A 26,408-nucleotide genomic window follows, 5' to 3' on the forward strand; every position below is an offset into this window, starting at 1 on the left:
CGTACCACCTGTCCCGCCGGCGGGGCGGGCGGCGCCGGCGGGACAGGTGGTACGAGTGGGGCAGGAGGATCGGCTGCGGCCGGAAATGCGGGCGCACCCGGACACAGCGGCGACCCGGGCGCTGCCGGGCTAAACGGGGCCTCCGGCTAGCCCGGTCGCCCGCGCCAAGCACAGTCTGCGGATCTTTTTCCGCCTGCCGTCCGCGGCCGAGTGCGAGGCGGTTATCAGCGCAAACAGAATGGGGCCGGTGTCTAAAACCTCGGATGCCGGCCAACTAATGTGGCACGTGGACCATCTTTCCCGCCTTTGCGCACGGTTCCCAAAACCCAGCAGTTCAGATGCCGGGCCGTCAGTATGGCCAACGCCCGGTCGGTGTCTTCGGGACCCACGACGGCGATCATCCCGACGCCCATGTTGAACGTCTTTTCCATCTCTTGCCGCACTACCCGGCCACGCTGGGCGATCATGGCGAACACCGGTGCGGGTGTCCAGGTGCCTCGGTCTACTTCGGCGACCAGACCGTGCGGAATGACCCGTTCCAGGTTGCCGGCCAGCCCGCCGCCGGTGACATGGCAGAACGTGCGGACATGCGTTTCGGCGGCGAGCGCCAAGCAGTCCTTGGCGTAAATCAGGGTGGGCTCCAGCAATTCTTCGCCCAGAGTCCGACCGAACTCCTCCACGTAACCGGCGAGGTTCATCCGGTCTATCTCCAGCAGGACCGCGCGGGCCAGCGAGTATCCGTTGGAGTGCAGACCCGACGACCCCATCGCGATGATCACGTCGCCAGGTTTCACCCGCTCGGGACCCAGCACGTCGTCGGCCTCCACCACACCGACACCGGTGGCCGAGATGTCGTAGTGATCGGGTTCCATCAACCCGGGATGTTCCGCGGTCTCGCCACCCAGCAGTGCGCAGCCAGCGCGCACGCAGCCCTCCGCGATGCCGCTGACGATCGCGCGCACCCGTTCCGGCACCGTGCGACCGACCGCGATGTAGTCCTGTAGAAACAGCGGCTCGGCTCCGCAAACCACCAGGTCATCGACCACCATCGCGACCAGGTCGAGGCCAACGGTGTCGTGTTTGTCCATTGCCTGCGCAACCGCCAGCTTGGTGCCGACACCGTCGGTGGAGGCGGCCAGCACCGGTTCGCGGTAGCCGCCGCGCAGCGCGAACAATCCGGCGAAACCGCCTAGTCCGCCACGCACCTCGGGTCTGGTGGCCTTCGTTGCCAGTGGCTTGAACATCTCGACGGCGCGGTCACCGGCGTCAATGTCCACCCCCGCCGAGGCGTAGGTGATGCCCTGGTTGGTCAGGCCTGTGAGGGAGCTTTCTGGACTTTGCGGCGGTTCCGTCATCGCGATAAAGGCTACCGGGCGGCATGCACCACCGGTATCGGCGACCGGCGCTCTTCGGCCGACCGCCTATCGGAATCGGTAAGGGGGTTGCTTGGTCAGCGACCGATCGGAACTTCATCGGCGGCAAAGTCACCAAGTCCGGCTCCGCGTGCCGCGTTGGCGAGCATCTGCTCGATGACGTTTTTGCCCAGCGCGGTCTCGCTGGGCAGTTCGATGGGGTAGACGCCATCGAAACAGGCGGTGCACAGCCGGGAGGCGGGTTGCTCGGTCGCGGCGATCAGCCCGCGCAGTGAAATGTATCCGAGCGTGTCGGCGTTGATGGCATGCCGGACCGCTTCGAGCATCTCGGCCTCGGCCTCGACGGCGTTGGCGATCAGCTCCGCCGGCGAGGGGAAGTCAATTCCGTAGAAGCACGGCCACTTCACCGGCGGTGAGGCGATGCGCACGTGGACTTCCACGGCGCCGGCCTCCCGCAGCATGCGCACCAGCGCACGCTGGGTGTTGCCCCGCACGATCGAGTCGTCGACGACGATGAGCCGCTTGCCGCGGATCACCTCTTTGAGCGGGTTCAGCTTCAACCGGATGCCGAGCTGGCGGATGGTCTGCGACGGCTGGATGAAGGTGCGCCCGACGTAGGCGTTCTTCATCAGCCCCTGCCCGTACGGGATGCCGGACCCCTGGGCGTATCCCACGGCGGCGGGAGTTCCCGACTCCGGCACCCCGATGACCAGGTCCGCGTCCACCGGGCATTCGCGGGCCAGCCGACGACCGATCTCCAGCCGGGTGGCGTGCACCGACCGGCCGGCCAGCGTGCTGTCGGGCCGTGCCAGGTAGACGTATTCGAAGATGCAGCCTTTCGGCGTGGGGTTGGCGAAGCGGCTGGACCGCACGCCGTCGGCGTCGATCGCCAGCAATTCGCCCGGTTCGATGTCGCGCACGAAGGATGCGCCGACGATGTCGAGCGCAGCGGTTTCCGAGGCCACCACCCAGCCGCGATCCAACCGCCCGAGCGACAGCGGCCGCACACCGTGCGGGTCTCGGCAGGCATACAGCGTGTTCTCGTCCATGAACGTCAGACAGAACGCGCCGCGCACGGTCGGCAGCAGTTCGAGCGCAGCCTGTTCCAGGGTGGAATCGGCCGAACCGTGCGCCAGCAGCGCGCCCAGGATGTCGGAGTCGGTTGTCGCCGGAGCGGGGCAGCAGCGGCCACCGATCAATCCCGCTTCGCGGGCGCGAGCGGCAAGGGCTGCGGTATTGACGAGGTTCCCATTGTGTCCCAGGGCGACCCCGGTGCCGGCCGCGGTATTACGGAACACCGGTTGGGCGTTTTCCCAGGTCGTGTCGCCCGTAGTGGAGTAGCGGCAGTGCCCGATGGCGACGTGGCCCTGCATGGCCGCCAACGTCTGCTCGTCGAATACCTGGCTGACCAGGCCGAGGTCCTTGAAGACCAGCACTTGCGAGCCATCGGCTACCGCGATCCCCGCGGCCTCCTGGCCGCGATGCTGCAACGCGTACAGGCCGTAGTACGTGAGTTTGGCGACGTCTTCCCCGGGTGCCCAAACCCCGAATACACCACACTCTTCACGGGGCGAGTTCAGGTCTTGCTCGGGCTGCTGGACGGTCACGGTTAGGCGACTCCCTGGGGCGCGAATGGTGACGTATAGGGAGTCTACGGGTAATCCGCGCGTGTCGCCGAATCGACGTGGCGTGTCCGGGGCCCGCAAGTCTTGCCGGTATGCCGGCGCAGCGGCGGAATGAGGCCGATATTCAGGCCGACAGATTCACCAGCGGCAGCCACGACGCGATGTCGCGCGCCCGCGGACCTGACAGGATCAGCCCTCCGTTGGCCGCCGCGTCCTCGATCGTCAATAGTCCGGTGACCAGCAGCAGCCAGGTGCGCGGAGCCGTTTCCACGACATTGGGCGGGGTGCCGCGGGTGTGCCTAGGCCCCGAAACACATTGCACCGCCGCGAACGGCGGGATCCGGACCTCGACGCTGGCGCCGGGAGCCAATGCGGACAAGGTGCGCGCGGTGAGCCGAACCGCCGTCGCCAGCGCATCCCGGTCAGGTGCCGGGCGCGTCTCGTCGCGCAGCCAGTCCGCAACGGCCAACACAGCCTGCCGAGTCTTAGCCGGATCGGCTTTACCGCGAGTGGCCATGCTCTAGGGTCTCAGAATCATGGATCCGCGAACGCGGCCACCGTACAAGATCATCGGTCTGCTGGGGCTGATGGTGTTGGCGCTCGTCGGCACCGGGCTCTACGCCCAGTTTCGCGGAGCTTTCATCCCGAAGACCAAGTTGACGATGCTGGCACCGCGCGCGGGTCTGGTGACCGACCCGGGCGCCAAGGTCACCTACAACGGTGTGCAGATCGGGCGGGTGGCCAGCATCTCGGAGGTCACGCGGGACGGCGTTCCGGCGGCCAAGCTGGTACTGGATGTCGATCCGAAGTACATCGACTCGATTCCGGCCAATGTGGGCGGCGAAATCAAGGCGACGACGGTCTTCGGCAACAAGTACGTGTCGCTGATGTCACCGAAAATCGCTGACCCACAACACATCACCCCGTCCATGGTGATCAACGCGACGGCGGTGACGACGGAATTCAACACGCTGTTCCAGACGCTGACGGCCATTGCCGAAAAGGTCGACCCGGTCAAACTCAACCTGACGCTGGGCGCGGCCGCTCAGGCCCTGAGCGGCCTCGGGGACAAGTTCGGCACCGCACTGGTCAACGGCAACGCGATCCTCGACGACGTGAACCTGCGGCTGCCGATGGTCCGGGCCGACATACAGGGCCTGGCGGCCCTGGGCGACGTCTACGCCGACGCGGCGCCGGACCTGTGGACTGCACTGGACCAGGCAGTCACCACCGCGCGAACCATGAACCACGAGCAGGCCGGCCTTGATGCGGCATTGCTGGCGGCGGTTGGGTTGGGCAACAACGGTTCTGACGTGTTCGGTCGCGGCGGACCCTACCTGGCCCGGGGGGCCGCCGATCTGGTCATCCCTAGCCAACTGCTCGACGAGTACAGCCCCGAAATCTTCTGTACCATCCGCAACTACAACGAAGTCGGGCCCAAAATCCGCGCTGCGCTCGGCTTCACCGGCTACTCGCTGGGGGCCGCTTCCGGCAGCATTACCGGCGCACCCAGCCCCTACATCTATCCGGAGAACCTGCCGCGGGTCAACGCCCGGGGAGGACCCGGCGGGAAACCGGGGTGCTGGCAACCGATCACTCATGACCTGTGGCCCGCCCCGTTTCTGGTGATGGACGTCGGCGCCAGCGTGGCGCCCTACAACCATGTCGAACTCGGCCAGCCGATGTTCACCGAATATGTCTGGGGACGTCAGTTCGGCGAGTACACGATAAACCCCTGACGGAGACCGGAGGCGGGAAAATCGATGGGGCTCTGGCCGTTGCGGCTGCTTGCCGCTGCGCTGGCACCGGTGCTAGCGCTCACCGGTTGTAGCAACGCCGGGCGACATTCGGACGCGGTCGCGCACAACTGCCGCACCTTGGCCGCCGACCCGGGTTGGTATGGCGACAACCGCGAGCGCATCGACGCGATGATCGACCGGCTGGGCAGCTGCGGCAAGGCCGAATCGGGCACCGCCGGCGCTCCCCTGGCGTTGTTCGACTGGGACAACACCATGGTCCGAAACGACGTCGGCAACGCCACGTTCTATTGGATGATCAACAACTCCAAAATCCGTCAACCCGCCGCCGGCAACTGGTCCACCACCAGCGCATACCTCACCACTGAAGCGGCAGCGGCGTTGGCCGCCGCCTGCGGCGGCCTCGCGGACCCCGGACAACCGCTGCCCACCGGCTCCAACAGGGGCTGCGCTGATGAGCTGGTGGCCGTTTATACCAAGCACGAAACCCGTTCGGGGGCTTCGGCGTTCACCGGTTACAACCGCCGCCGCATACAACCCGCCGACGCCTGGGCGGCCCAGCTGCTCGCCGGCTGGACCGAGGCCGAGATCACCGATTTCGCTACCGAAGCCAGGAAGCAGAACCTCGACGCCACCCAGGGATCTGAGCAGACCGTGGGCAGTACCCGACAGACCGGATGGGTGCGCTACCACACACAGATGCGTGACCTCGTCGGCACGCTGCTGGCCAACGGGTTCGACGTGCGGATCATCTCCGCGTCGGCCGAGCCGGTGGTCCGGGTGTGGGCGGCCGCCATCGGCATCCCGGCCGACCACGTGATGGGCGTGCGCACCGACCATGACGGTGACATCCTGACGCCCCGGCTTGGGTGGTGCGGCGGCGAACCGTCGATGCCCTTCAACGAGGGCAAACGGTGCCGGATCAACGAGCAACTGTTCGGTGTCCAGGGCGCAGCCGCGTTCCAGCAGTCTCCGGAGCAGCGTCGGCAGGTGTTCGCCGCGGGCGACTCGGACGGAGACGTGTCGTTCGTCACGGACGCGACCGCGCTGCGCCTCGTGCTGAATCGCAACCAGATCGAGTTGATGTGCTGGGCCTACGCCAATGCCGACGGCAAATGGATGGTCAACCCGGTCTTTATCGATCCCCTGCCGATGAGCCCGCCCTACCCGTGCGCAACCCGGGGATTCGACGAGCCCGGCGGCGGCCAGGCGCCGCTTCGCCAAGCCAACGGCACCGTGTTGCCCGACCAGCAGGACCGGGTCCACTGAAACTGAACTCGGTGATACGCAGCCGCACCCAAGCAGATTGCCAGCGGGTAGCCAGGCGGTGCTAAATCGGCTGTCGCCCAAGCGTTGTAGACTTGGCTCACAACGCATTCCTGCGCTTCGATAGCGGGCAGCGCTCTCACTCTGCACCGGCGCACAAAGTGTGAGATCCTCTCCGTGCCGTAATCACCTCATACCTAAGGCGGTGTTCCGATGCCCAGAATCCCTTCGTGCGATGGCGGCCGGCCCGCCGAGCGTAGCCTGGCTCCCATCATCGTCACCCGGCGCGGCAAAATCGCCCGCCTGGAATCCAGCCTTACCCCGCACGAGGCACAGCTCGAGGACCTGGTTTTCGTGCGAAAGGCATTGAACCGGGCCAATATTCCGTTTCTGTTGGTTCGCAACCACAAGAACAGGCCGATCCTGGCCGTCGACATCCGACGGCGTCCCGCGGTCGAGCATGCCCTCGCTGCGGCGTGCATCACCGAGCCGATGTACGCGAAGACAATCGATCAGAAGGGCGTTCCTGCGGTGTTGCTGGCCAATGGCCGGCTTTCCGCAATGGGTGACCCGCGGATCCTCAGGCTGTATCGGCAACGGATTGCGCCGGGCGGATTCCGGTATGGTCCGGCGTTCGGAGTTGAGCTTCAATTCTGGGTTTTCGACGAAACGGTGATCCGTTGTCCGGTGGAGAACTCACTGACCCGCAAAGTGTTGCCCCGCAATGAGCTGGTCCCGGCGACCGTCAAGTTGTACGGGTACAAGTGGCCGACGCTGGAGGGAATGTTCACGCCCCATGCCAGCGACGTGACATTCGACATTGATCTGGTGTTCTCCTGGGTCGACGGCAGTGACCCGGTTTTCCGGGCGCGGCGCGCCGCGCAAATGTCGCAGTACGTGGTGGGCGAAGGCGACGACGCCGAAGCGCGAATCAGGCAAATTGACGAGTTGAAATACGCGCTGCGGTCGGTGAACATGTTTGCCCCGTGGATCCGTCGCATCTTCATTGCGACCGATTCAGCCCCGCCGCGGTGGTTGGCCGACCATCCGAAAATCACGATCGTTCGGGCCGAGGACCACTTCTCGGATCGTGCCGCATTGCCTACCTACAATTCGCATGCGGTGGAGAGCCAGCTGCACCACATTCCGGGGCTGAGCGAGCATTTCCTGTATTCCAACGACGACATGTTTTTCGGACGGCCGGTCAAGGCCAGCATGTTCTTCTCCCCCGGCGGCGTGACGAAGTTCATCGAGGCCACGACCCGGATAGGGCTGGGCACCAACGATCCGGCCCGCAGCGGTCACGAGAACGCGGCCCGAGTCAACCGGCGGCTGCTGTTCGAGCGGTTCGGGCAGTTGATCACGCGCCATCTCGAGCACACCGCGGTCCCGCTGCGCAAAAGCGTGCTCATCGAGATGGAAAGGGAGTTCCCGGAGGAGTTCGCGTGCACCCGGGCCAGCGCGTTCCGGTCGGCCACCGACATCTCGGTAACCAACTCGCTGTACCACTACTACGCGCTGATGACCGGCCGTGCCGTCCAACAGGAAAATGCCAAGGTCCGCTACGTCGACACCACCACCCGTGCGGGCCTGGACCTGCTGGAGGAATTGCGGAAGCACCGCCAGTACCACTTCTTCTGCCTGAACGACGGCAGCTTCCCCGAAGTCGACCCGGCCGAGCGGGCACAACGGGTGGTCAGTTTCTTGGAGCGGTACTTTCCGATCCCCGCGCCGTGGGAGAAGGTCGCCGCGGACGTCAGCGGGCCGGACCCGGCCGCGCCGCTGGCGTCAGCACCATTGGAGGCTGGCTGAACAGCGAATCGCGCCGTGACGGCTCGATGAACATCCCGCTTTCGGCGATCTGACGTTTCGCCTGGGCGGGAGAGACAAAGGTGCCCACGGTTTTTCCGCTGCCGAGCGGGATCACCGAATGCACCACGGTGTCTTGGTAGACGTGCACCAGGTTGCATCCCTGCGCGCCGTCCCTGCCGCGGGTTGCGCCTGCGGCAACGGTGAGGTCCTGGGTGTAGCAGGTGGCCGACGCTACCGACACCGGGATCCCGACGAAGGTGGCGTTCGTCGAGTAGTGCAGGTGCCCGGCCAGAATGGACCGCACGTCGCTGCCCTCGAGCACCCGGCCCAGGGCGGCCTGATCCCGGAGTTCCACCGTGACCGCCAAATCCAAGACACTGGGGATCGGCGGATGATGCAGCGCCAAGATGGTGCCATGCGGCGCCGGAGTCGCCAATTGCGTGGCCAGCCAACTCAATTGGGAACGTCGCAGTTCGCCGTGATGGCATCCGGGTACCGAGGTGTCCAGGGTGATGATCCGCAAGCCGTCGATCATGTGCACCCGGTCCAGCGGCGCCATCGACGGCGCCTCGTCGAGCAGGAAGCTGCGCAGCGCTGCCCGGTCGTCATGGTTGCCCATCACCCAGATGAGTTCGGCGCCAAGCTCGGTCGCGAACGGTTCCACCACTGCTCGCAGCTTGCGATACGCCTGCGCCTCGCCGGTGTCGGCCAGGTCGCCGGTAAAGACGATGGCATCCGGGCTCATTCCGGAGTGGGTCAGCTGGTCGAGCAGCTCACCCAGCCGGCCGTCGGCATCCACAGCGCCGTATAGCGGACCATCCCCGCCGACGAGATGCGTGTCGCTGATATGCAGAAGAATGTATTCCGGCCGCGGATGCTCCGCGGCCCTAAGTCTGTGCACCTGAGGTGCCAACCCTCTCGGTCTGGTGATCGCTGGAAAAGCACAGCCCGTCAAGTATAACGGCGTGCCAGCGTGCCCGCAGCGCTCGCCCGCCGGCGCCGCTGGACGGTCAGCGCCGCGACCGCGCCGGCCTCATTGATCGCCAAGTGCGTCAGCATCGGCGCCGCCAGGCTGCCACAACGCTCGGCGAGCCATCCGAACACCCACCCCGCCAGGCCGGTGACCAGCACCGTGGGCGCCAGCGGCGCGCCCGTCGCGCGCGCGTCGGCAATGTGGGAAAGTCCGAAGGCGCCGGCCTGCAGCAGCCGCCCACCCGCCGTGCCGAATGCCTGAGTCCCGGCGGTGGCCAGCGCCGCGCGAAACGCGGCCTCCTCGGCCCACACCGTGCCGATGGGTATGTGCAGTACCAGCCAACCCGGCACCGACGACGGCAAATCGCGTTCGGACATCGACAAGCGCACCGCGGGCACCGGTGTCGTCGCCGCGATCGCCGTCGTCGCCGCGGCCGCGGCCGTCGAGCCCAGCCGCAACCCCGCCCACAACCGCGGCGGACGAAGACCTAATGGCGCCCGGGTCAGCCACACCAGCAGCCACCCCAGACCCGCCTGCAGCGGTACCCGCCAGGCAGTGGGCAGCCGCGGGGCGACAAAACTCCAGCCGACCAGGCCGGCGGCCAAAGACGCTGCGCGAAAACGACTTACCCGAAGAATCGCGGGAGCACCGCCTCGGAAGTCTGGCGCAGCTCGGCCAGCGACACCGTGAACAATCCGTGGAAGTCGATGACCTCCGAGGCCTGATCGACGACGCCGATGCGAACCGCGGGCAGGCCGCGCGCCTCGCACATCGCCCGGAACCGGCTCTCTTCAGTGCGCGGCACCGCGACCAATGCCCGGCCCGCCGACTCGGAGAACAGCATCACGAAAGGATCGGTTCCTTCGGGAAGCACGATCCGGCAACCGGTTTCACCCGCCAGCGCTGCTTCGACGACGGCCTGGGCCAGCCCGCCTTCGGACAGGTCGTGCGCCGCGGACACCAGGTCGTCGCGCGAGGCCGAGCGCAGCACCTCGGCCAGCAGCCGCTCGCGGGCCAGGTCGACTCTGGGCGGCAGGCCGCCCAGGTGGTCGGCGGTCACCTGGGCCCAGACGGATCCGTCGAACTCGTCGCGGGTGTCGCCCAGCAGCATCAGCGTTTCACCGGGCTCACGGCCGAGCGCGGTGGGAAGTCGTCGACTTACATCGTCCAAGACGCCGAGCACCCCGACCACCGGCGTGGGCATGATCGCTGTGGACCCGGTTTGGTTGTAGAAGCTGACATTGCCGCCGGTCACCGGAATGCCCAGGGCCGCACAGCCATCGGCCAGTCCGCGGACCGCCTGGGCGAACTGCCACATCACGCCGGGATCTTCGGGCGAGCCGAAGTTGAGGCAGTCGGTCACCGCAACCGGGGTGGCGCCGGTGACGGCGACGTTGCGGTACGCCTCGGCCAGCGCGAGCTGGGCGCCGGCGTAGGGGTCCAGCATGGTGTAGCGCCCCGACGCGTCGGTCGCGACCGCGATGCCGCGACCGGTCGACTCGTCGATGCGCAGCACGCCGCCGTCGGCGTGCTCGGCCAGCACGGTATTGCCGCGCACGTATCGGTCGTACTGCTCGGTGATGAACGCCCGGCTGCACAGGTGCGGACTGCCCAGCAGCGCAAGCAAAGTCGCGCGCAGCTCGGCCCCGGTGACCGGGCGCGGCAGCTTGGCCGAGGTGTCGGCGTTGAGGGCCTCCTGCGACTCGGGGCGGGCGACCGGGCGGTGGTACACCGGCCCCTCGTGGGCCACAGTGCGGGGCGGGACATCGACGACGGTCTCGCCGCGCCAGCTGATCCGCAACCGGTCACCGTCGGTGACTTCGCCGATCACGGTGGCCAGCACCTCCCACTTGCGGCACACCGCCATGAAGGCGTCCACGTTCTCCGGGGCGACCACCGCGCACATGCGTTCCTGCGACTCGCTGCAGAGCACCTCGGCGGAGGTCATGTCCTTGGCGCGCAGCGGGACGGCATCGAGCCGGATCGTCATACCACCGTCGCCGGCAGAAGCTAATTCCGAAGTGGCACAAGCTAACCCGGCTCCACCGAGGTCCTGGATGCCGATCACCAGCCCGCCCGCGTATAGCTCGAGGCAGCACTCGATGAGCACCTTCTCGGTGAACGGGTCGCCGACCTGAACCGAGGGCAACTTCTTCCGCGCGGCGCCGTCGGCGCCATCAGCACTAAAGGTGTCCGACGCCAGCACCGACACCCCGCCGATGCCGTCGAGCCCGGTGCGCGCGCCGAACAGGATGATCTTGTTGCCGGTGCCCGAGGCGAACGCGAGATGCAGGTCCTCCTGACGCAATACGCCGACGCATAACGCGTTCACCAACGGATTTCCGGCATAGCACGGGTCGAAGACGGTCTCGCCGCCGATGTTCGGCAGGCCCAGCGAGTTGCCGTAGCCGCCGATACCGCGGACCACGCCGTCGACGACGCGGCGGGTATCGGGGGCATCGACCGCACCGAACCGCAACTGGTCCATCACCGCGACCGGACGCGCTCCCATGGCCATGATGTCGCGCACGATGCCGCCGACCCCGGTGGCAGCGCCCTGGTAGGGCTCGACGTAGGACGGGTGGTTGTGTGATTCCACTTTGAACGTGACGGCCCAGCCGTCGCCGATGTCAACCACGCCGGCGTTCTCACCGATGCCGGCCAGCATCGCGGCGCGCATCTCGTCGGTGGTGGTCTCGCCAAAGTAGCGCAGGTGCACCTTGGAGGACTTGTACGAGCAGTGTTCGCTCCACATCACCGAGTACATGGCCAGCTCGGTATCGGTGGGCCGACGACCGAGGATGTCACGGATCCGCTGGTACTCGTCGTCTTTGAGGCCCAGCTCGTGGAAGGGTTGCGGTTGGTCGGGGGTGGTGGCGGCATGTTCGACGGTGTCACTCACGTGGGTCTGCGCGCTCGTCACGCCAGACAGTCTAGGTCGGGCGATCGTTGTCGCCGAGCGTGACGTCAGCGCGAGTATTTCGCCAGATTCTCACAGCCACGTCACGCTCGGCGAGACGCTCGAGTCACCGTCCCGCCACACAGAACAGGTTGCCCTCCGGGTCGGCCAGCACCACCCAGCGGAAGTTCTCACCAAACTGGTGCCGCTCCACCTCGGTGGCACCGCCGGCGGTCAACCGCGCCACTTCGGCATCCACGTCCTCGGCGGTGAAATCCAGATGCACCCGGTTCTTCCCGGGTGTGGGATCGGGCACCTTCTGAAACCCCAGCCGCGGCCCGTCGGAGCGGGTCACCACGATGAATTCGCCCGGCAGCAACTCGCGTGTCTTACCGCCGAAGTGCTCGGCCCACCAGCCGGCCAGCCGCACCGGGTCTTCGCAGTCGAAAGTGACCATCTCCACGCTGAGCGCCATACCCCAAGACCCTATGCCCCGGGTGACAAAAACGCTTGCAACGCGGCTGCATACGCGGCGACGTCGTGGGCGCCCATCAGCTCCCGTGCCGAATGCATCGCAAGCTGGGCAGCACCCACGTCGACGGTGGGGATGCCGGTCCGGGCCGACGCCAGCGGCCCGATGGTCGACCCGCACGGCAGGTCGGCCCGATGCTCATACCGCTGCAGCGGCACACCGGCCTGCCGGCAGGCCATGGCGAACGCCGCAGCGGTGCGTCCGTCGGTGGCGTATCGCAGATTCGGGTGCACCTTGAGCACCGGCCCGGCGTTGACTTCGATGAGGTGGCCCGGCTCGTGCCGATCGGGGTAATTGGGGTGGGTGGCATGGGCCATATCGGCGGACGCCAGCAGCGACGCCGGCAGCAGCCGCAGGAAGTCCTCCCGGTTGCCGCCGGCGGCCAGCACGATCCGTTCCAATACGGAACCCAGCAGGTTGGACTGCGCGCCGCGGTCCGAGGACGAGCCGACCTCCTCATGGTCGAACATCACCAAAACCGGCAGCACATCGCGCGGCTGCGCGGAAAGCAATGCTTCCAGCCCGGCATAGCAACTGGCTTGGTTGTCCAGCCGCGGCGCGCTCAGCAGGCCACTGTCGGCCCCGATCAGCGCCGTCGGGGTCAGGTCATGGGTCATCAGGTCTGCGGCCAGCACGTCGGACGCGGTCACGCCGGCGCGGTCAGCGACGTACTCGACGAACGAACCGGGCGTCTCGCCAACGCTCCAGACCGCGTTGACATGCCGTTGGGGATCCAGCGTCAGCGACTTGCGGTCCTCGGCCAGATGGATGGCCAGCTGCGGAACCCGAAGAATCGGCTCGTCGATGCGGACCAGCCGGTGGCGCACCCCGGAGCCGTCTCGCACCGACAGCCGCCCGCTGATGCCGAGGTCGCGGTCCAACCAGGAGTTGAGCCACGCTCCCCCGTACGGCTCCAGCGCCACCACCCGCCAGCCGGCGACCAGCCGGTCCGGGTGCTGCTTGACCCGCAAATTAGGACTGTCGGTGTGCGCGCCGACGATCCGAAACGGTGTCAAGGCGTGATTGCTGCTCCAGGCGACCAGCGAGCCGGCCCGGACGGTGAAGTAGCGGCCCGGCTGCTGCGGCCAGCGGTCGGTTTCGCCGAGTTCGGTGTATCCGGCGTCCAGCAACCGCCGGGCCGCGGTGGCGCAGACGTGAAACGGCGACGGCGAGGCGTCGATGAACTCGCCGAGGCCTCGCGCGCTGGCTGTGGGTGGGGGCCCGCCGGACATGCTCACCATCATGGCTGTCGGGGGCCAGGTGGTTCACGCTAGGGTCGGCAGAGTGCCTCCGGTTCAGCCACAACCCATCCTCGCGCCGCTGACGCCGGCCGCGATCTTTCTCGTGGCCACCATCGATGACGGCGGTGCGGCGGCAGTGCACGACGCACTGGCCGACATCTCGGGATTGGTGCGCGCGATAGGGTTTCGCGACCCGAGCAAGAATCTGTCGGTGGTGACCTCGATCGGCTCAGACGCCTGGGACCGGTTGTTTGCCGGCCCGCGGCCGGCGAAGCTGCATCCGTTCGTCGCGCTGCACGGGCCGCGGCACACCGCGCCGGCCACTCCGGGGGACCTGCTGTTCCACATTCGCGCCGAGAGCATGGACGTGTGCTTCGAATTGGCCGGGCGCATTCTCAGCGCGATGGCCCGCGCCGTCGCCGTTGTCGACGAGGTGCACGGATTCCGCTTCTTCGACAACCGCGATCTGCTGGGTTTCGTCGATGGCACCGAAAATCCAAGCGGCCCAATCGCTGTCAGCGCAACCGCCGTCGGTGACGAGGATCCGGAGTTTGCCGGCGGCTGCTATGTGCACGTGCAGAAGTATGTACACGACATGCGGTCCTGGGATTCGCTGTCGGTCACCGAGCAGGAGCGGGTGATCGGGCGCACCAAACTGGAAGACATCGAGCTCGGCGATGACCTGAAGCCGGCCAACTCGCATATCGCGCTCAACGTCGTCACCGACGACGACGGCACCGAGTTGAAGATCGTCCGGCACAACATGCCGTTCGGCGAGGTCGGCAAGGGCGAGTACGGCACGTACTTCATCGGCTATTCACGCGCGCCCGAAGTCACCGAACAGATGCTGCACAACATGTTTCTCGGCGATCCCCCCGGAAACACCGACCGCATTCTGGATTTTTCCACGGCAGTCACCGGCGGGCTGTTCTTCTCCCCCACCGCCGACTTCCTCGACGATCCGCCGCCGCTGCCCCGATCACCGGCGCCCGCGGCGGCGGCCGTGCCGGCCCCCGACGGTTCACTCTCGATCGGCAGCCTGAAAGGACCCTCCCGATGAACAACCTGTACCGCGAATTGGCTCCGGTCACCGAAGCCGCTTGGGCCGAAATCGAATTGGAGGCCACCCGGACGTTCAAGCGGCATATCGCCGGGCGCCGGGTGGTCGACGTCAGCGGTCCCGGCGGACCGGTCGCCGCGGCGGTCAGCACCGGTCGGTTGCTCGACGTGACCGCGCCCACCGACGGCGTCATCGCCCACCTGCGTGCCAGCAAGCCCCTGGTTCGGCTGCGTGTCCCGTTTACCTTGTCGCGCAACGAGATCGACGACGTCGAGCGTGGTTCCCAGGACTCGGACTGGGACCCGGTGAAGGCGGCCGCCAAGAAGCTGGCCTTCGTCGAGGACCGCACCATCTTCGAGGGCTACGCGGCCGCGTCGATCGAGGGCATCCGCAGCGCCAGCTCGAACCGCCCGCTGACCTTGCCCGAGGACCCGCGCGAAATTCCGGATGTCATCTCGCAGGCGCTCACCGAGCTGCGCCTGGCCGGTGTCGACGGGCCGTATTCGGTGCTGCTCGCCGCCGACGTCTACACCAAGGTCAGCGAAACCACCGAGCACGGCTACCCCATCCGCGAACACCTGAACCGGCTGGTCGACGGCGACATCATCTGGGCGCCGGCCATCGACGGCGCTTTCGTGCTGACCACCCGCGGGGGTGACTTCGACCTGCAGCTGGGCACCGACGTCGCGATCGGGTACATCACCCACGACGCCGACACCGTGCAGCTCTATCTGCAGGAAACCCTGACCTTCCTGTGCTACACCGCCGAGGCTTCGGTCGCGCTCAGCCCGCCTTCGGATTAGCCGGGATCACGCGGGACAGTTGCGGCCGGCGCCGGTGGAACGTGGTGGCCTGCTGGAACGCGTGACCGCATTGGATTAGGAACTGCTCGGCGAAATGACGGCCGACGAACTGGACTCCCAGCGGCGTACCGCGCGCGGTGACTCCCGTCGGCAGGCATATCGCCGGGTTACCACTGACATTGAATGGGGCGGTCGGTCTTGCCAGCGTGGCGGTCAGCACCGGGTCCGTACCGAGCGTCCCGATGCTGTCCAGGCTCGGCGACGCCAGGCCGGCACTGGGCATCAACACCAGATCCACATCCGCAAACACCCGCTGCAGCGCGTCGGTGAATTCCTGCCGCTGCGCGATCAGCCCTTGGTACTCAACGGCACTCAGTTCGCGTCCGTTGTCGATGAGCCGACGCAGCACGGGCCCGTACTCGTCGGCACGTGCCGGATAGGTCTCGGCATGCGCGATCGCCGTCTCGAACCCGCGCATCGTGGCGAATACGTCGACGATCCGATCCAGCGGGGGCAGTGTGATCTCGACGATCGACCAACCGATTCCTTCGAGTGTCGTGACGACCTGGGCCATCATGGATTTGGTGTCCTCATCGAATCCGGACAGTTGTGACCAGTCCACGCCGGCTCGGGGCACCCGGGTCAGCGCGAGGTCGGCCGCATAGTTGGGCACCGGCGTCCGCGATGACGTCGGGTCGCGGACGTCGAATCCGGCAATGACGCTCAGTAACACCGCGGCGTCTATAGCGCTTCGCGCGATAGGTCCGACGTGGTCGAAACTTGCTGCCAGCTCGACGATTCCATACCGGCTCACCCGGCCCCAGGTTGGCTTGATTCCGGTAAGCCCGCACATGCTCGTCGGGAATCTGATTGACCCTCCGGTGTCCGACCCGATCGAGCCGAAGCACAATCCCGCCGCGGTGGCCACGGCGCAGCCACTCGAGGACACTCCCGCCCAGGTCGCCGGGTCCCACGGATTGACCGGCGCCGGAAGGTCGGGATGGTATGCGAGGTATGCGCCCTCGGTCATGGCCAGCTTGCCGGTGATCACGGCACCGGCTGCGCGCAGCCTCGCCACGACCGTGGCGTCATACGACGACCGGAATTCGCGATGGATGACGGTGCCTGCGCCCGTGGGGGCATCGGCGGTGTAGCAGAGATCTTTCACACCGATGGGCACACCATGCAGGACTCCCCGGCGGTGCCCCCGGGCGAGTTCAGCGTCGGCAGCGCGAGCGGCCTCGACCGCGGAGTCCGCCATGACGAACACGTGGCTTTTCAGCCCCGCATCGAGCTTCTCGATTCGGCGCAGCGTCGCGTGGGTCAGTTCCGCCGAGCTGACCTGCCGAGTGCGAATCAGCTCGGCGACCTCGGTCAGTTCGAGCTTCCAGATCTCATCGTCGTCCAGTTGCGCGGAAACCTCAGATCTCCTGGCTGTCACCGAATCTCGGCGGCCGCCGCTGGCTGAAGGCGGCCACCCCTTCTCGGACATCGGCTCCTTCGTAGGCTTCGACACCGAATCGGATCAGGGCATCGGTATCGGCCGCGGTCAGCGCCCGGCCGTGCATATTGGCAACCACCTTCGTCGCGCGCATGGTCACCGCCGACTGCCGGCAGATCTGACCGACCAGTTTGGCTGTCGCGTCCGGCAATTCGGCTGCCGCGACGACCTTCTGCACCAATCCCCACCGCGCGGCCTGCTCGACGTCGACCAGCTCTGCGCTGAACAACAGATACTTCAGGGCCGCCGGACCGATAAGGCCCGCAACGGTATCGGACTCGGTGAGACCGAGCGTGACGCCGAGCTTGCCGATCGGGATGCCAAAGCGCGCGTCGTCGGCCGCGATACGGACATCGCACGCGGCGATCAGTTCGCAGCCGCCACCGACGGCAAGACCACGCACCGCCGCGATCACCGGAACCGGTAGGGCGGTCACGGCTCGGAGGCAGGCCGCGACGCTCTCGTTGTAGTTCGCCGCGTCCACAGCGGTCATCCGGGTCCGCGAAAACTCGCTGATGTCGGCGCCTGCGGCGAACGCCGCATCGCCCGCGCCGCGAACGACAACCGCCCGCAGGTCTGATTCCCGCGCCAGGTCGTCGAACAGCAGCTTCAGCCGGCGCCAGGCCGCCAGGTTCAATGCGTTGTGCGCCTGCGGATTACACAAGGTGGTAACCACGACGTTCCGGTGAATCTGCACGGCAACGCGATCGATGACCTCCGCGGCCGGCGGCTCGTTACGAATGATGCGGCTTACGACGGCTTCGAGATCTTCGCCGGACGTGATGATTTCGTCGGTGGGGGCCATGCGCATCCTCTCGCTGCCATTGGGCACCCCGCCGCCCCGCCGGCTAGGCGACTGACGACACCGTGCTCACGCTTGCCGAGCCGGCCTCACTCGGGAGTCCGGTTTCGGTCTGGTCGGCGGTCACCACCCATCGACTGATCCTCCACACCCCCTGCTGCTTGACCACGGTGAAGTCGTAACAGCCGGTGAGGTCGGCGACGGGCGAACCGCCTTGCCGGATCGAGAATACTTGGACATAGCAGTGCCCGGTAGCTTCATCGGCGCTTTGGCCGGTGAACCACAACGAGTTCAAGGCGTGACGCCGTTTGTTTCCGGCGGCCCGGAAACCCGATTTCCGCACCGAGAGCAACCGCATCACGGTTTCGATGTCCGCCGTAAGCTCGCGGTTGTCGTGCAGCAAGACAAGTTCCGGCGAATCGGTGAACAAGGCACGAAAGTCATCAAGCCTGTCTTGGTCGTAGGTGTAGGCGTAAGCGCCGAACAAGTTCATGATTGCCAGTCGATCTGCGGCGTCGAAGTTCACGCCACCCACGTCTGCGACCGCCATGGATTGTTCTGTCAACATCGATCGACCTTCCCTTTCAAATTTTGTGAGCCCGGCTTACTCGGCGCGGGCTCTGCAGACAAGTTGTAAGCCTCTGGGTGCCGCGGCGCCGCGCGCCGGCGTGTCAGTGTGGCGGCCCGCCGGCTCCCGGCGGCCCGCCCGCTCCCGGCAGCCCGCCGACTCCCGGCTGTGGGCCGCCCAGTTGACCCGGAGGTCCGGCGTGTCGACCCGGAGGGCCGGTTTGCTGACCTGGAGGGCCGGTTTGCTGACCTGGAGGGCCGGGATGCTGACCTGGAGGGCCGGGATGCTGACCCGGAGGGCCGCCCCCCGGCCCGGGCCCGACATCCTGCGTCGGGTGCGGAAGCGGCGGGCCGGGGTCGGCGGAAGCTACCGCGCTACCCAGCGGGCCTGCCGCCAGCGACACGCCAACGGCGCAGAGAACACCGGCCGATATGACACGGATCTTCGACATTCCGAACACCTTTCGAGGTTGGCCGAAACGAGCCTCACTACAACCTTGCGAGTGTCGACGCTGAAACGTCCGTGACACACTGTGATTCACAGTGGCGGCGAGGACGGCTCCCCTCCCGGCGGCATCGTCGCCCCGGCCTGCTCGCCGTTTCCGGCGGCAGCTGCCTCCACGCGGTTTACTCCCCCCACGATTTGTCTTCAGCGGTTGACAATATGAGATACTAGGACCGCGACCCTGCATTGTCAATCTAGATTGACAGAAGTGTTACCGTGAAGTCGCGAAGGAGCCCCGGTGCGGTTGGTCGCCGTCGCGTCGCCCGGTCACGTCCGGGCCGCCGTAGTGGCTCCAGCGCGGGTGACGACGGCCGTCGGCTAAGCCCATCGCCTATGCTGTCGATCGTGGCGGCCAGACCCAGCACCCGAGCACCGCAGACAGAACTCGGCCTAGCATTGCGGATTGCCTGGTGGAGCTATTCCCGGCGAATTGATGTCGAAATGGAGGCCGCTGGTTTTCCGGATCTACAGTTCCCGATGATCTACGTCTTCGCCCTGTATTCGCAGCCGGAGCCCATGACGATCTCCCAGATGGGACGGCAGTTCAGCGTCAGTCGCCAGGCAGCCAGCAAGGTGGTCGCCGACTTGCGCCGCCGCGGCTACGTGCACGTCACTCCGTCGACCACCGACCAGCGCGAGAAGGTTGTCGAGCTGGCACCGAAGGCCATCGAGTACGTCTCTGCGCGCCTGCGCAAAGCGGCTGCCCTAGACCGGGCGATCCGCAAACGCCTCGGTGACGACGGCCGCGACGAACTGATCAGGCTGCTGGGTGAGCTCGGTGCGGTCGCCAGGTCGAAGCTGGATTTCGACCCCGGCATGTTCCCGGTCAAAGAGCCGGGCTGGTATTAGCTCCCGCTCGCCCGGAACGCGATCCGTGCCGATGGCAGCTCAGCGGTGGAAGAAGCCCGAGTGCCCGCTATCGGTGCCGGGGAATTCACTGATGTTTCCGACGCCCGAGTTGCGGATACCGATGTTGAAGAAGCCCGAGTTCTGGAATCCCACGCCATTGTTGACACCATTGAAGAAGCCTGAGCCTCTATCGCTTGAGTTATAGAAGCCCGAGCCGCCGAAGCCAAAGTTGTTGAAGCCGGAACCTAACGGCCCCAAGTTACGCGCGCCAGATGACTTCTCCGCGGCGTTGGTGAAACCTGAGGTGTCGTCGCCCTGATTGAAAAAGCCTGAGGTGCCGGTGCCCAGATTTCCGAAGCCGGAACTCTGACCGGGCCCGTCGCCCACCTGCCCGATGGCCGTGTTCAGGTTACCGGAATTGAAACCACCGGTGTTGATATTGCCCGAATTGCCGAACCCGGTGTTGGTGGCGCCGGCATTGAAGAAGCCGGTGTTACGCTCACCCGAGTTGAAAAAGCCGGTGTTCCCCCGGCCCGAGTTGAACATGCCCGTATTCTCGTTCGCCGAGTTGAAGAAACCGGTCGCATTGCGGCCGGAGTTGAACGCACCCGTGGCTTCCCCGGCGGTGTTGCCGAAGCCGGTATCTTGCAGCCCGGTATTCCAGAAACCGGTGACGGTGCCGCCCGTGGTTTGAAATCCGGTATTGTTTGTCCCCGATATCTCGAAGCCGACGTTGGCAAAGCCCGAGTTGAAGAAGCCGACGTTGTTGGTGCCGGAATTGAAAAAGCCGATGTTTCCGGTGCCCGAATTGCCCAACCCGATGTTCCCGCTTCCCGTGTTGAGCCCGCCGATACCGATCTGATTGTCTCCGGTGAGCCCGAAGCCGATATTCCCGTTCCCGGTGTTGCCGAAGCCGATATTGCCATTGCCGGTGTTGCCGAAGCCCCAGTTCGAATCCCCGGTATTGCCCGAACCCCGGTTGAAGCTGCCGGTGTTTCCGCTACCGATGTTGTTGTGCGCGGGGCTGTTCGTAGGGCCCACGTTGCCGAAACCGACATTCCCATCGCCCTTGTTGCCCCCGCCAATATTCCCGTTTCCTTCGTTGCCGAAGCCCACATTCTGGGTGCCGCTGTTGCCGCCGCCGACGTTGCTGGTGCCCGAGTTGCCGCCGCCCACGTTGCTGTCGCCGCGATTGCCGCCGCCCAGGTTGGAACTGCCGGTATTGCCGCTGCCCAGGTTGGAGCTACCGGTGTTGCCGCTGCCCACGTTGGAATTGCCGATGTTTCCATTGCCCACGTTGGCGTCACCGTGGTTTCCGTTGCCCACGTTGCCGCTGCCGTTGTTGCCGACGCCGATGTTCTGCGGGAGCCCCAGTGCGCTGGACAGCGACTGCTGCCAGGACGTCAGCTGCGCGGCTGCCGCCGAGGCACCGGCGTGGTAGCCGGCCATCACGCCCACATCCTGGGCCCACATCTCCTCATAGGCGCCTTCGACAGCCGCAATCGCCGGGAAATTCTGCCCGAACAGGTTCGACAACACCAGCGACACCACTCGAGAGCGATTGGCCGCCACCGCCGCGGGGTGCACGATGAGGGCCTGCGCCGCCTCGAACACCCCGACGACCGCTCGGGCCCCACCTGCCACCCCGGCGGCCTGCGCGGCAGTTGCGTCAAGCCATGCCGCATACGGGGCCGCCGCGGCCGCCATCGCCGCCGCCGCCGGACCCTGCCACGATCCGGCGGTCAGGCCCGCCGTCACCGCAGAGAACGAGGCCGCCGACAGGCTCAGCTCCTCGGCCAGCGCATCCCAGGCACCGGCCGCCGTCAGCAACGGCGCCGGGCCCGCGCCGGCGAACATCAGTGCCGAATTGACTTCCGGCGGCAACAACGCAAAATTTGGCGACATCATGACTCCTCTACTCGCCAGGAGTGGATCAACCAAACTTAGTCTCGCCGGGCGGCGATAATCAGCAAATCAGCAAACCCGTTGCCGGCGTGCCGATCTGGCGTCAATTCGCGACCAGTGTGGTTGCTGGAGGCGTAGCGTCGACACCAGGGCTGGCGAAAGGACTGGGAGATGCCCGACGATTCCCACGGCGACGTGGTGCTCGGCGCCGGCCCGGTCGGGCAGAACGTCCCGCAGCGCCGCAGGTTGCCGGAACTGCGCGTAGGGGTGGTCGGACATGAATTGGCAAGGGAGTGCTCATGGTGACCTCGGACGCATTTCACCCGGAATTCCACAGCGACGCAACGCCGGGCGTGGCCGCGCGCAATCGGGTACACCACGTCAGATCATCCGAAATCAGTTCCGACACAGCACAATCAGAGGGAATGCGGCGATTTGCAGCGCTCAGCGGATGTTCCGTCGGCACCGAGAAGCTGTGGATGGGCGAGACGCATGTCGCGCCCGAAACGGCGTCGGCCAACCACCACCACGGCGACTCCGAAACCGCAATCTATGTACGAAGTGGCCACCCCGAGTTCGTGTTTCACGACGGCGTCCAGGAAGTGCGCATCTGCGCCCAGCCCGGTGATTACATCTTCATCCCGCCGTATCTGCCGCACCGGGAAGAGAACCCCGACCCGACCACGCCCGCGGAGGTGGTCATCGCGCGCAGCACCCAGGAGCCGATCGTGGTCGACCTACCGCGGCTGTATCCGCGCTGATCCGGCCGCCTCGTCGAGTGGGCTGAGCACGGTGACCGCGATCGGCTCATTCAGCAGGGCGGGCAGCTGTTCGCGGTAATTCCGGTAATGCGCGGAGCCCCGGTGCTCGTCGAGCGCGCTGCGGTCGCGATAACGCTCGAACAGCACCAGCTCGGCGCCGTCGGCGCTTTCGTAGAGGTCATAGGTGCGACACCCGTCTTCGGCGCGGGTGGGCCCGGTCATTCCCGCCAGCAGGACACGTAGCGCGTCCCTCGATTCCGGGCGGGGGGTGAACCGGGCGATGACCGCGATTGACGACGACATGTGACGACCTTCCGGGCAGGTGTGCCGTCAGCCCTTGACAGCTAACGTGATAAAACGTATTAATACGTCCTATGACGAGTGTCAAGCTGGACCTGGATGCCGCCGAGTTGCGGATATCACGCGGCAGTGTGCCGGCGAGCGCTCAGCTTGCCGAGGCACTCAAGACGCAGATCATCAAGCAACGGCTGCCCAGCGGTGGGCGGCTGCCCAGCGAACGGCAGCTGATCGACAAGTCGGGGCTGAGCCGGGTGACGGTGCGGTCCGCGGTGGGGATCCTCGAACGTCAGGGGTGGCTGGTGCGTCGGCAGGGACTGGGCACCTTCGTCGCCGATCCGGTCAGGCAAGAGCTCGGTTCGGGGGTGCGCACCATCACCGAGGTGCTGCTGAGCTCCGGTGTCACCCCGCGGGTGCAGGTGTTGTCCCACAGCGTGTGCGCGCCACCGCAACCCATAGCCGCGGCGCTGGCATTGCCAGAGGTCTTGTGTATTCGCCGGCGCTTCAGTGCGGGCGACGAACCCCTGGCGCTGGTCACCGCCTACCTACCGCCGAGTGTGGGCGACGCTGTGGAACCACTGCTGTCCGGTGCCCTCGATACCGAAACCACCTACACGATGTGGGAACAACGACTGGGCATCCGAATTGCCAAGGCCACCCACGACATTTCGGCGGCCGGCGCATCCGCCGAAGTCGCCGCGGCGTTGGAGCTACCGGTGGGCGCACCGGTGCTGGTGCTCGACCGCACCAGCTACGGCGCAGACGGCCACGCGCTCGAGGTGGTGGTGTTCCACTACCGCCCCGATCGGTACCGGTTCTCCGTCACACTGCCGCGAACGCTGCCCGAGCCGGGCGCCGGAATCGTCGAAAGGTCGGAATTCACATGAACATTGCCGGATCGAATGACCCCCACTTCGGACTTGTCCTGGCGCTGACGGTCAACGGGCTCGCGGTGAGCAGCTACCCCGATATGGTCACCGTCTCGCGAGCCGCAGAGCACTACGGATTCGACTCCGTCTGGCTCTGCGATCACTTCCTGACCGTCAGCCCGGACGACTACGTCAAAGACGCCGGCATCGGCAGCCACTCCAGTGAAACCGGCCGGGACCCACGGCCGACATCGCTTCCCCTACTGGAAGGCTGGACGGCGTTGACGGCGCTGGCCCGCGACACCACCCGGCTGCGCTTGGGTACCAGTGTGCTGTGCAACTCATATCGCCATCCCTCGGTGCTGGCCAAAATGGCCGCCACTCTCGATGTGATCTCCGAGGGACGCCTCGATCTGGGGTTGGGCGCAGGCTGGTTTCAGCGCGAGTTCGAGGCCTACGGCATTCCGTTTCCGCCCGTGGGTGACCGAGTCTCGGCACTGGCGGAGGCTCTGGAGGTGATCCGGACGGTCTGGACCGAGCCGAACCCCACGTTTGCCGGCCGGTTCTACACGTTGAACGGCGCGATCTGCGATCCGCCTCCCATCCAGCGGCCGCACCCGCCGTTGTGGATCGGGGGTGAAGGCGACCGGGTACACCGCATCGCGGCCAAGCTGGCGCAAGGTCTGAACGTGCGGTGGTGGTCACCGCAGCGGGTGGCCCAGCGCCGGGGTTTCCTGACCCGGGCCTGCGAGTCGGCCGGGCGTGACCCGGCCAGTCTGCAGCTGTCGGTGACGGTGCTGCTGGCACCTACCGATTCCGCTGCGGACGAGGCGCGAATTCGCTTGGAATTCGCCGCTATTCCGGAGTCCGGCCTCATCGTCGGGCACCCGGATCGCTGCGCGGAGCGCATCCGCGAGTATTTGGACGGCGGGGTCACCCACTTCCTCTTCACGGTTCCGCGGGTGGTGGAGTCCGATTATCTGCACGTCATCGGTCGCGACATCGTCCCGCCGCTCAAATCGGGGGTCACGGCTTCGTGACTGTTGCCCGCGATATGGGGCGGTTTCTAGAACCGACCGACTACATCGACGCCGACCATCCGCTGGTCCGGGCGACGGCAACCGCGCTGGTGCCCGGTGCCGCATCCGATATCGAGCGGGTCGGACGCATCTACCACTACGTGCGTGATCTGCCCTACGACATCCTTGCCGCATTCCGCTACCTCGACCGGGGCGAATACCGGGCCAGCGACGCGCTCCGGCACGGCGTCGCCTTCTGCATGGGAAAGGCGAGCCTGTTCGTCGCGCTATGCCGAGCAGTGGGCGTGCCGGCCCGTATCGCCTTCCAGACGTTGAGTTCCCCGGACAAGGAGTTTCTCTCCCCGGAGGTCCGTGCCCTGTGGGGAGGCAGATCCGGCAGGCCGTTGCCGTGGCACTCCCTCGGCGAAGCCTATCTCGGCAACCGATGGGTCAAGCTGGACGCCACCATCGACGCGATGACGGCGGCGCGGCTGGGCAAACCCTACCGACGCGACTTCGACGGCGTCACCGACATTGCCACGGTGGAGGGTCCCATCCTGCGGGAAAACGGCAGCTACGCCGACTACCCGGCCGACGTCGCCCAATGGTATGCACGAGTCGCACGGGCAGTGTTGAATGCCTTGGAGTCCAATGACTTTCACGCTAAAGTCGCCGATGACGACGAACTGTGGGCCGGTCCTCGCCGGGAAGCGGTGACGCGCCGGCAAAAGCCGGTCCTGGGTTCGCACTCATCACTCGCATGGGTGATTTCCTCGGCTAGCGCCTGGCGAGGTCGTCGGAGGTGGCTGGATGTGGACCGAGGGTGCCGACTTCAATGTTCGGTAACTGGTCGGCGGCGGCCGCTACGGCGAATAGGGTGGCGGCGGAATAGAAAGCGTCTTCGGTCATGAGGCCGCGCCGGGCCATTTCGATGGGATCCACCGGTCTACCCCATCGACTGCCGAAAAGGTGCTTGAGTTGGATGGGATAAGGCCGGTTCAGATTCAGATGTGGTTTCTGGCAGGCTAATTCGTCACGCTTAAGCAGTGCGCAGGCCACCGCGTTCCGCCACTCGGGCAGCCTCGGATCGTTGCGCAGCAGCTCGAGGAAATGCTGCACGGCCGGCAGTGAGCGACTTTCGGCAGTCTTGGTCGTCAGCGTCCGACAGCCCACTTCGATAACTCTCGAAGACCCAGCCGTAGCCCTTCATGCCAAAGGGATGCAACTCGGCAGCGCGCAACGCCCCCATGCTGGAAGATCCAACAACCCGGATTCCGTCGGCGATCAGAGTCAGTAGCTCCTTGTGCCGAACCGACGGGTGCTGAAAAAACAATCCGTCGATGATCAGCAGCGTGTCGCCCGGCCGCAATCCGTACCCGAGAGCCTGGCCGAGGGAGATTGGCGGCATCACTTCGGCATCGGGCACCACCGCTCGGATACCTTCGGCGTCTATGGTGGGCCCGGCTGTGACCACGATACGTGGGCTGGTTGTCATGCCGGCTCCTGCAATGGAACGCGGATCGGCGAGGCAATCGACGCCTTAAGCCCGGGAGCTATCACCTTCACCACGGGAACGCAGGCGTCGGCGAAATCGCACACCACCGCCAACGGCTCGTAGCCGGCTGCCGCCGCCACAGCTGTTGCCGCCGAGGACACCAACGTCTCAAGCGCGGCGGTGCCGGAGACATCCCACGATATTGGGCCGGTAGGAGGTAGGCGCCGCTTCGATCGCTGCATCGGTGCGTAGGTGTGCACCCTGGCGAAGCGATGGTAGATGGCGGCGGGCAGATCCTCACGGGCACCGCTGATGGCCGTCAGGCGCGATTGCGCGGCTTCCGTAATCGCCCGTGACAACGCAACATTGGGGTCGTGATGCAACCCGTAACCACTGAATGGCAATTCGGCCAAACGGAAGTTGTCAACCTGAATGAGGCACCGTCGAGCGGTATTTACTGAGTGGCCTCCTCGGTGTCGTCGGGCTTGTTAATCCAC

The 26,408-nt window shown here is 66.2% G+C and carries 22 protein-coding genes and 4 pseudogenes; 11 read left to right on the top strand and 15 right to left on the bottom strand.

Annotation, left to right across the window (positions count from 1 at the left end):
* Positions 1-251 precede the first annotated feature (251 nt).
* The 3 genes from purM to BST40_RS20740 all read right to left on the bottom strand — a co-directional run bounded on the left by purM (position 252) and on the right by BST40_RS20740 (position 3,515).
* On the bottom strand, positions 252-1,355 hold the full coding sequence (purM, locus tag BST40_RS20730) for a phosphoribosylformylglycinamidine cyclo-ligase (RefSeq protein WP_075547480.1): 1,104 nt from the start codon (positions 1,353-1,355) through the stop codon (positions 252-254).
* A 95-nt stretch (positions 1,356-1,450) separates the two neighbouring features.
* Positions 1,451-2,980, bottom strand: coding sequence for an amidophosphoribosyltransferase (gene purF / locus BST40_RS20735; protein ID WP_075547479.1), 1,530 nt, complete (start codon positions 2,978-2,980; stop codon positions 1,451-1,453).
* Positions 2,981-3,122: 142 nt separating this feature from the next.
* Entirely contained in the window at positions 3,123-3,515 is a 393-nt protein-coding gene (locus BST40_RS20740; RefSeq protein WP_075547478.1) for a sterol carrier family protein, read from the bottom strand.
* Positions 3,516-3,534: 19 nt separating this feature from the next.
* On the opposite strand from BST40_RS20740, the gene BST40_RS20745 reads away from it, so the two are divergent.
* The 3 genes from BST40_RS20745 to BST40_RS20755 all read left to right on the top strand — a co-directional run bounded on the left by BST40_RS20745 (position 3,535) and on the right by BST40_RS20755 (position 7,833).
* Complete coding sequence (locus BST40_RS20745; protein ID WP_075547477.1) at positions 3,535-4,737, top strand: MCE family protein; 1,203 nt, start codon at positions 3,535-3,537, stop codon at positions 4,735-4,737.
* Between the two features lie 24 nt (positions 4,738-4,761).
* The gene (locus tag BST40_RS20750; protein ID WP_183155050.1) at positions 4,762-6,024 is read left to right on the top strand and encodes a haloacid dehalogenase-like hydrolase; all 1,263 of its coding nucleotides are present in this window, start codon (positions 4,762-4,764) and stop codon (positions 6,022-6,024) included.
* A gap of 210 nt (positions 6,025-6,234) precedes the next feature.
* The gene (locus BST40_RS20755; RefSeq protein ID WP_075547476.1) at positions 6,235-7,833 is read left to right on the top strand and encodes a stealth family protein; all 1,599 of its coding nucleotides are present in this window, start codon (positions 6,235-6,237) and stop codon (positions 7,831-7,833) included.
* On the opposite strand, the gene cpdA is transcribed toward BST40_RS20755, so the two are convergent.
* From cpdA to BST40_RS20780, 5 genes are all read right to left on the bottom strand, one after another.
* Positions 7,778-8,734, bottom strand: coding sequence for a 3',5'-cyclic adenosine monophosphate phosphodiesterase CpdA (cpdA, locus tag BST40_RS20760; RefSeq protein WP_075547475.1), 957 nt, complete (start codon positions 8,732-8,734; stop codon positions 7,778-7,780). The genes BST40_RS20755 and cpdA overlap by 56 nt on opposite strands.
* A 50-nt stretch (positions 8,735-8,784) precedes the next feature.
* Positions 8,785-9,444 carry an Rv0804 family intramembrane glutamic endopeptidase gene (locus BST40_RS20765; protein ID WP_089025246.1) on the bottom strand — a complete coding sequence of 220 codons (660 nt, stop codon included), beginning with the start codon at positions 9,442-9,444 and terminating at the stop codon, positions 8,785-8,787.
* Positions 9,432-11,708: a phosphoribosylformylglycinamidine synthase subunit PurL gene (gene purL / locus BST40_RS20770; protein WP_089025245.1), complete on the bottom strand. Its 2,277-nt coding sequence runs from the start codon at positions 11,706-11,708 to the stop codon at positions 9,432-9,434. Before purL ends, BST40_RS20765 begins: the two co-directional genes overlap by 13 nt.
* 124 nt (positions 11,709-11,832) lie before the next feature.
* On the bottom strand, positions 11,833-12,180 hold the full coding sequence (locus BST40_RS20775; RefSeq protein ID WP_075547472.1) for a VOC family protein: 348 nt from the start codon (positions 12,178-12,180) through the stop codon (positions 11,833-11,835).
* A gap of 11 nt (positions 12,181-12,191) precedes the next feature.
* The gene (locus BST40_RS20780) at positions 12,192-13,478 is read right to left on the bottom strand and encodes a M18 family aminopeptidase (protein ID WP_089025247.1); all 1,287 of its coding nucleotides are present in this window, start codon (positions 13,476-13,478) and stop codon (positions 12,192-12,194) included.
* A 1-nt stretch (position 13,479) separates the two neighbouring features.
* Between BST40_RS20780 and BST40_RS20785 the strand changes: the two genes are divergently transcribed.
* Both BST40_RS20785 and BST40_RS20790 read left to right on the top strand, forming a co-directional pair.
* Positions 13,480-14,538, top strand: a complete 1,059-nt coding sequence (locus tag BST40_RS20785) for a Dyp-type peroxidase (protein WP_176357836.1) — start codon at positions 13,480-13,482, stop codon at positions 14,536-14,538.
* Positions 14,535-15,341 (top strand): family 1 encapsulin nanocompartment shell protein, encoded by an 807-nt coding sequence (locus BST40_RS20790; protein WP_075547470.1) that lies wholly within the window; start codon positions 14,535-14,537, stop codon positions 15,339-15,341. Before BST40_RS20785 ends, BST40_RS20790 begins: the two co-directional genes overlap by 4 nt.
* Here BST40_RS20790 and BST40_RS20795 read toward each other — a convergent pair.
* Genes BST40_RS20795 through BST40_RS20805 form a run of 3 tightly spaced genes read right to left on the bottom strand, consistent with a single transcriptional unit; the run spans position 15,322 to position 18,212 of the window.
* Positions 15,322-16,833, bottom strand: coding sequence for an amidase (locus BST40_RS20795; RefSeq protein WP_089025243.1), 1,512 nt, complete (start codon positions 16,831-16,833; stop codon positions 15,322-15,324). The genes BST40_RS20790 and BST40_RS20795 overlap by 20 nt on opposite strands.
* Positions 16,763-17,647 carry an enoyl-CoA hydratase/isomerase family protein gene (locus BST40_RS20800; RefSeq protein ID WP_075547491.1) on the bottom strand — a complete coding sequence of 295 codons (885 nt, stop codon included), beginning with the start codon at positions 17,645-17,647 and terminating at the stop codon, positions 16,763-16,765. Before BST40_RS20800 ends, BST40_RS20795 begins: the two co-directional genes overlap by 71 nt.
* A gap of 43 nt (positions 17,648-17,690) precedes the next feature.
* Positions 17,691-18,212 (bottom strand): nuclear transport factor 2 family protein, encoded by a 522-nt coding sequence (locus BST40_RS20805; protein WP_082275442.1) that lies wholly within the window; start codon positions 18,210-18,212, stop codon positions 17,691-17,693.
* 849 nt (positions 18,213-19,061) lie between these two features.
* Here BST40_RS20805 and BST40_RS20815 point away from each other — a divergent pair.
* Positions 19,062-19,565 (top strand): MarR family winged helix-turn-helix transcriptional regulator, encoded by a 504-nt coding sequence (locus BST40_RS20815; RefSeq protein WP_240316510.1) that lies wholly within the window; start codon positions 19,062-19,064, stop codon positions 19,563-19,565.
* A gap of 39 nt (positions 19,566-19,604) precedes the next feature.
* Here the strand turns inward: BST40_RS20815 and BST40_RS20820 are convergent, their stop codons facing one another.
* Positions 19,605-21,470: a PPE family protein gene (locus BST40_RS20820; RefSeq protein WP_075547489.1), complete on the bottom strand. Its 1,866-nt coding sequence runs from the start codon at positions 21,468-21,470 to the stop codon at positions 19,605-19,607.
* Between the two features lie 171 nt (positions 21,471-21,641).
* Between BST40_RS20820 and BST40_RS32610 the strand changes: the two are divergent.
* Positions 21,642-21,773 (top strand): annotated as a pseudogene (locus BST40_RS32610) (hypothetical protein); the annotation flags it as partial.
* Entirely contained in the window at positions 21,770-22,231 is a 462-nt protein-coding gene (locus BST40_RS20825; RefSeq protein WP_083155330.1) for a cupin domain-containing protein, read from the top strand. The pseudogene BST40_RS32610 and the gene BST40_RS20825, both read left to right, overlap by 4 nt.
* Here BST40_RS20825 and BST40_RS20830 read toward each other — a convergent pair.
* Positions 22,208-22,534 (bottom strand): putative quinol monooxygenase, encoded by a 327-nt coding sequence (locus BST40_RS20830; protein WP_075547466.1) that lies wholly within the window; start codon positions 22,532-22,534, stop codon positions 22,208-22,210. The genes BST40_RS20825 and BST40_RS20830 overlap by 24 nt on opposite strands.
* Positions 22,535-22,605: 71 nt before the next feature.
* Here BST40_RS20830 and BST40_RS20835 point away from each other — a divergent pair, with 71 nt between their 5' ends.
* From BST40_RS20835 to BST40_RS20845, 3 genes and pseudogenes are all read left to right on the top strand, one after another.
* The gene (locus BST40_RS20835; protein ID WP_083155333.1) at positions 22,606-23,415 is read left to right on the top strand and encodes an Rv0792c family HTH-type transcriptional regulator; all 810 of its coding nucleotides are present in this window, start codon (positions 22,606-22,608) and stop codon (positions 23,413-23,415) included.
* The gene (locus BST40_RS20840; protein ID WP_075547464.1) at positions 23,412-24,437 is read left to right on the top strand and encodes a TIGR03560 family F420-dependent LLM class oxidoreductase; all 1,026 of its coding nucleotides are present in this window, start codon (positions 23,412-23,414) and stop codon (positions 24,435-24,437) included. Before BST40_RS20835 ends, BST40_RS20840 begins: the two co-directional genes overlap by 4 nt.
* A 14-nt stretch (positions 24,438-24,451) precedes the next feature.
* Positions 24,452-25,117, top strand: a pseudogene (locus BST40_RS20845) (transglutaminase-like domain-containing protein); the annotation flags it as partial.
* A 76-nt stretch (positions 25,118-25,193) separates the two neighbouring features.
* Here the strand turns inward: BST40_RS20845 and BST40_RS31870 are convergent.
* Together BST40_RS31870 and BST40_RS20855 are read right to left on the bottom strand one after the other, a co-directional pair.
* Positions 25,194-25,911: pseudogene (locus BST40_RS31870) on the bottom strand (TfuA-like protein).
* A pseudogene (locus BST40_RS20855) lies at positions 25,908-26,318 on the bottom strand (YcaO-like family protein); the annotation flags it as partial. The pseudogenes BST40_RS20855 and BST40_RS31870, both read right to left, overlap by 4 nt.
* Positions 26,319-26,408 lie beyond the last annotated feature (90 nt).

The sequence above is a fragment of the Mycobacterium persicum genome (assembly GCF_002086675.1).
Lineage (GTDB): Bacteria > Actinomycetota > Actinomycetes > Mycobacteriales > Mycobacteriaceae > Mycobacterium > Mycobacterium persicum.

Excerpts from the sequence above, each read along its gene's own strand:
- BST40_RS20825 (WP_083155330.1), top strand. The coding sequence starts at position 21,770 with ATGGTGACCTCGGACGCATTTCACCCGGAATTCCACAGCGACGCAACG.
- BST40_RS20835 (WP_083155333.1), top strand. The coding sequence starts at position 22,606 with ATGACGAGTGTCAAGCTGGACCTGGATGCCGCCGAGTTGCGGATATCA.
- BST40_RS20745 (WP_075547477.1), top strand. The coding sequence starts at position 3,535 with ATGGATCCGCGAACGCGGCCACCGTACAAGATCATCGGTCTGCTGGGG.
- BST40_RS20840 (WP_075547464.1), top strand. The coding sequence starts at position 23,412 with ATGAACATTGCCGGATCGAATGACCCCCACTTCGGACTTGTCCTGGCG.
- BST40_RS20830 (WP_075547466.1), bottom strand. The coding sequence starts at position 22,534 with ATGTCGTCGTCAATCGCGGTCATCGCCCGGTTCACCCCCCGCCCGGAA.
- BST40_RS20800 (WP_075547491.1), bottom strand. The coding sequence starts at position 17,647 with ATGGCCCCCACCGACGAAATCATCACGTCCGGCGAAGATCTCGAAGCC.
- BST40_RS20805 (WP_082275442.1), bottom strand. The coding sequence starts at position 18,212 with ATGTTGACAGAACAATCCATGGCGGTCGCAGACGTGGGTGGCGTGAAC.
- BST40_RS20780 (WP_089025247.1), bottom strand. The coding sequence starts at position 13,478 with ATGGTGAGCATGTCCGGCGGGCCCCCACCCACAGCCAGCGCGCGAGGC.
- purM (WP_075547480.1), bottom strand. The coding sequence starts at position 1,355 with ATGACGGAACCGCCGCAAAGTCCAGAAAGCTCCCTCACAGGCCTGACC.
- BST40_RS20750 (WP_183155050.1), top strand. The coding sequence starts at position 4,762 with ATGGGGCTCTGGCCGTTGCGGCTGCTTGCCGCTGCGCTGGCACCGGTG.
- BST40_RS20785 (WP_176357836.1), top strand. The coding sequence starts at position 13,480 with ATGGCTGTCGGGGGCCAGGTGGTTCACGCTAGGGTCGGCAGAGTGCCT.
- BST40_RS20755 (WP_075547476.1), top strand. The coding sequence starts at position 6,235 with ATGCCCAGAATCCCTTCGTGCGATGGCGGCCGGCCCGCCGAGCGTAGC.
- BST40_RS20790 (WP_075547470.1), top strand. The coding sequence starts at position 14,535 with ATGAACAACCTGTACCGCGAATTGGCTCCGGTCACCGAAGCCGCTTGG.
- BST40_RS20775 (WP_075547472.1), bottom strand. The coding sequence starts at position 12,180 with ATGGCGCTCAGCGTGGAGATGGTCACTTTCGACTGCGAAGACCCGGTG.
- BST40_RS20740 (WP_075547478.1), bottom strand. The coding sequence starts at position 3,515 with ATGGCCACTCGCGGTAAAGCCGATCCGGCTAAGACTCGGCAGGCTGTG.
- BST40_RS20795 (WP_089025243.1), bottom strand. The coding sequence starts at position 16,833 with ATGTCCGAGAAGGGGTGGCCGCCTTCAGCCAGCGGCGGCCGCCGAGAT.
- BST40_RS20820 (WP_075547489.1), bottom strand. The coding sequence starts at position 21,470 with ATGTCGCCAAATTTTGCGTTGTTGCCGCCGGAAGTCAATTCGGCACTG.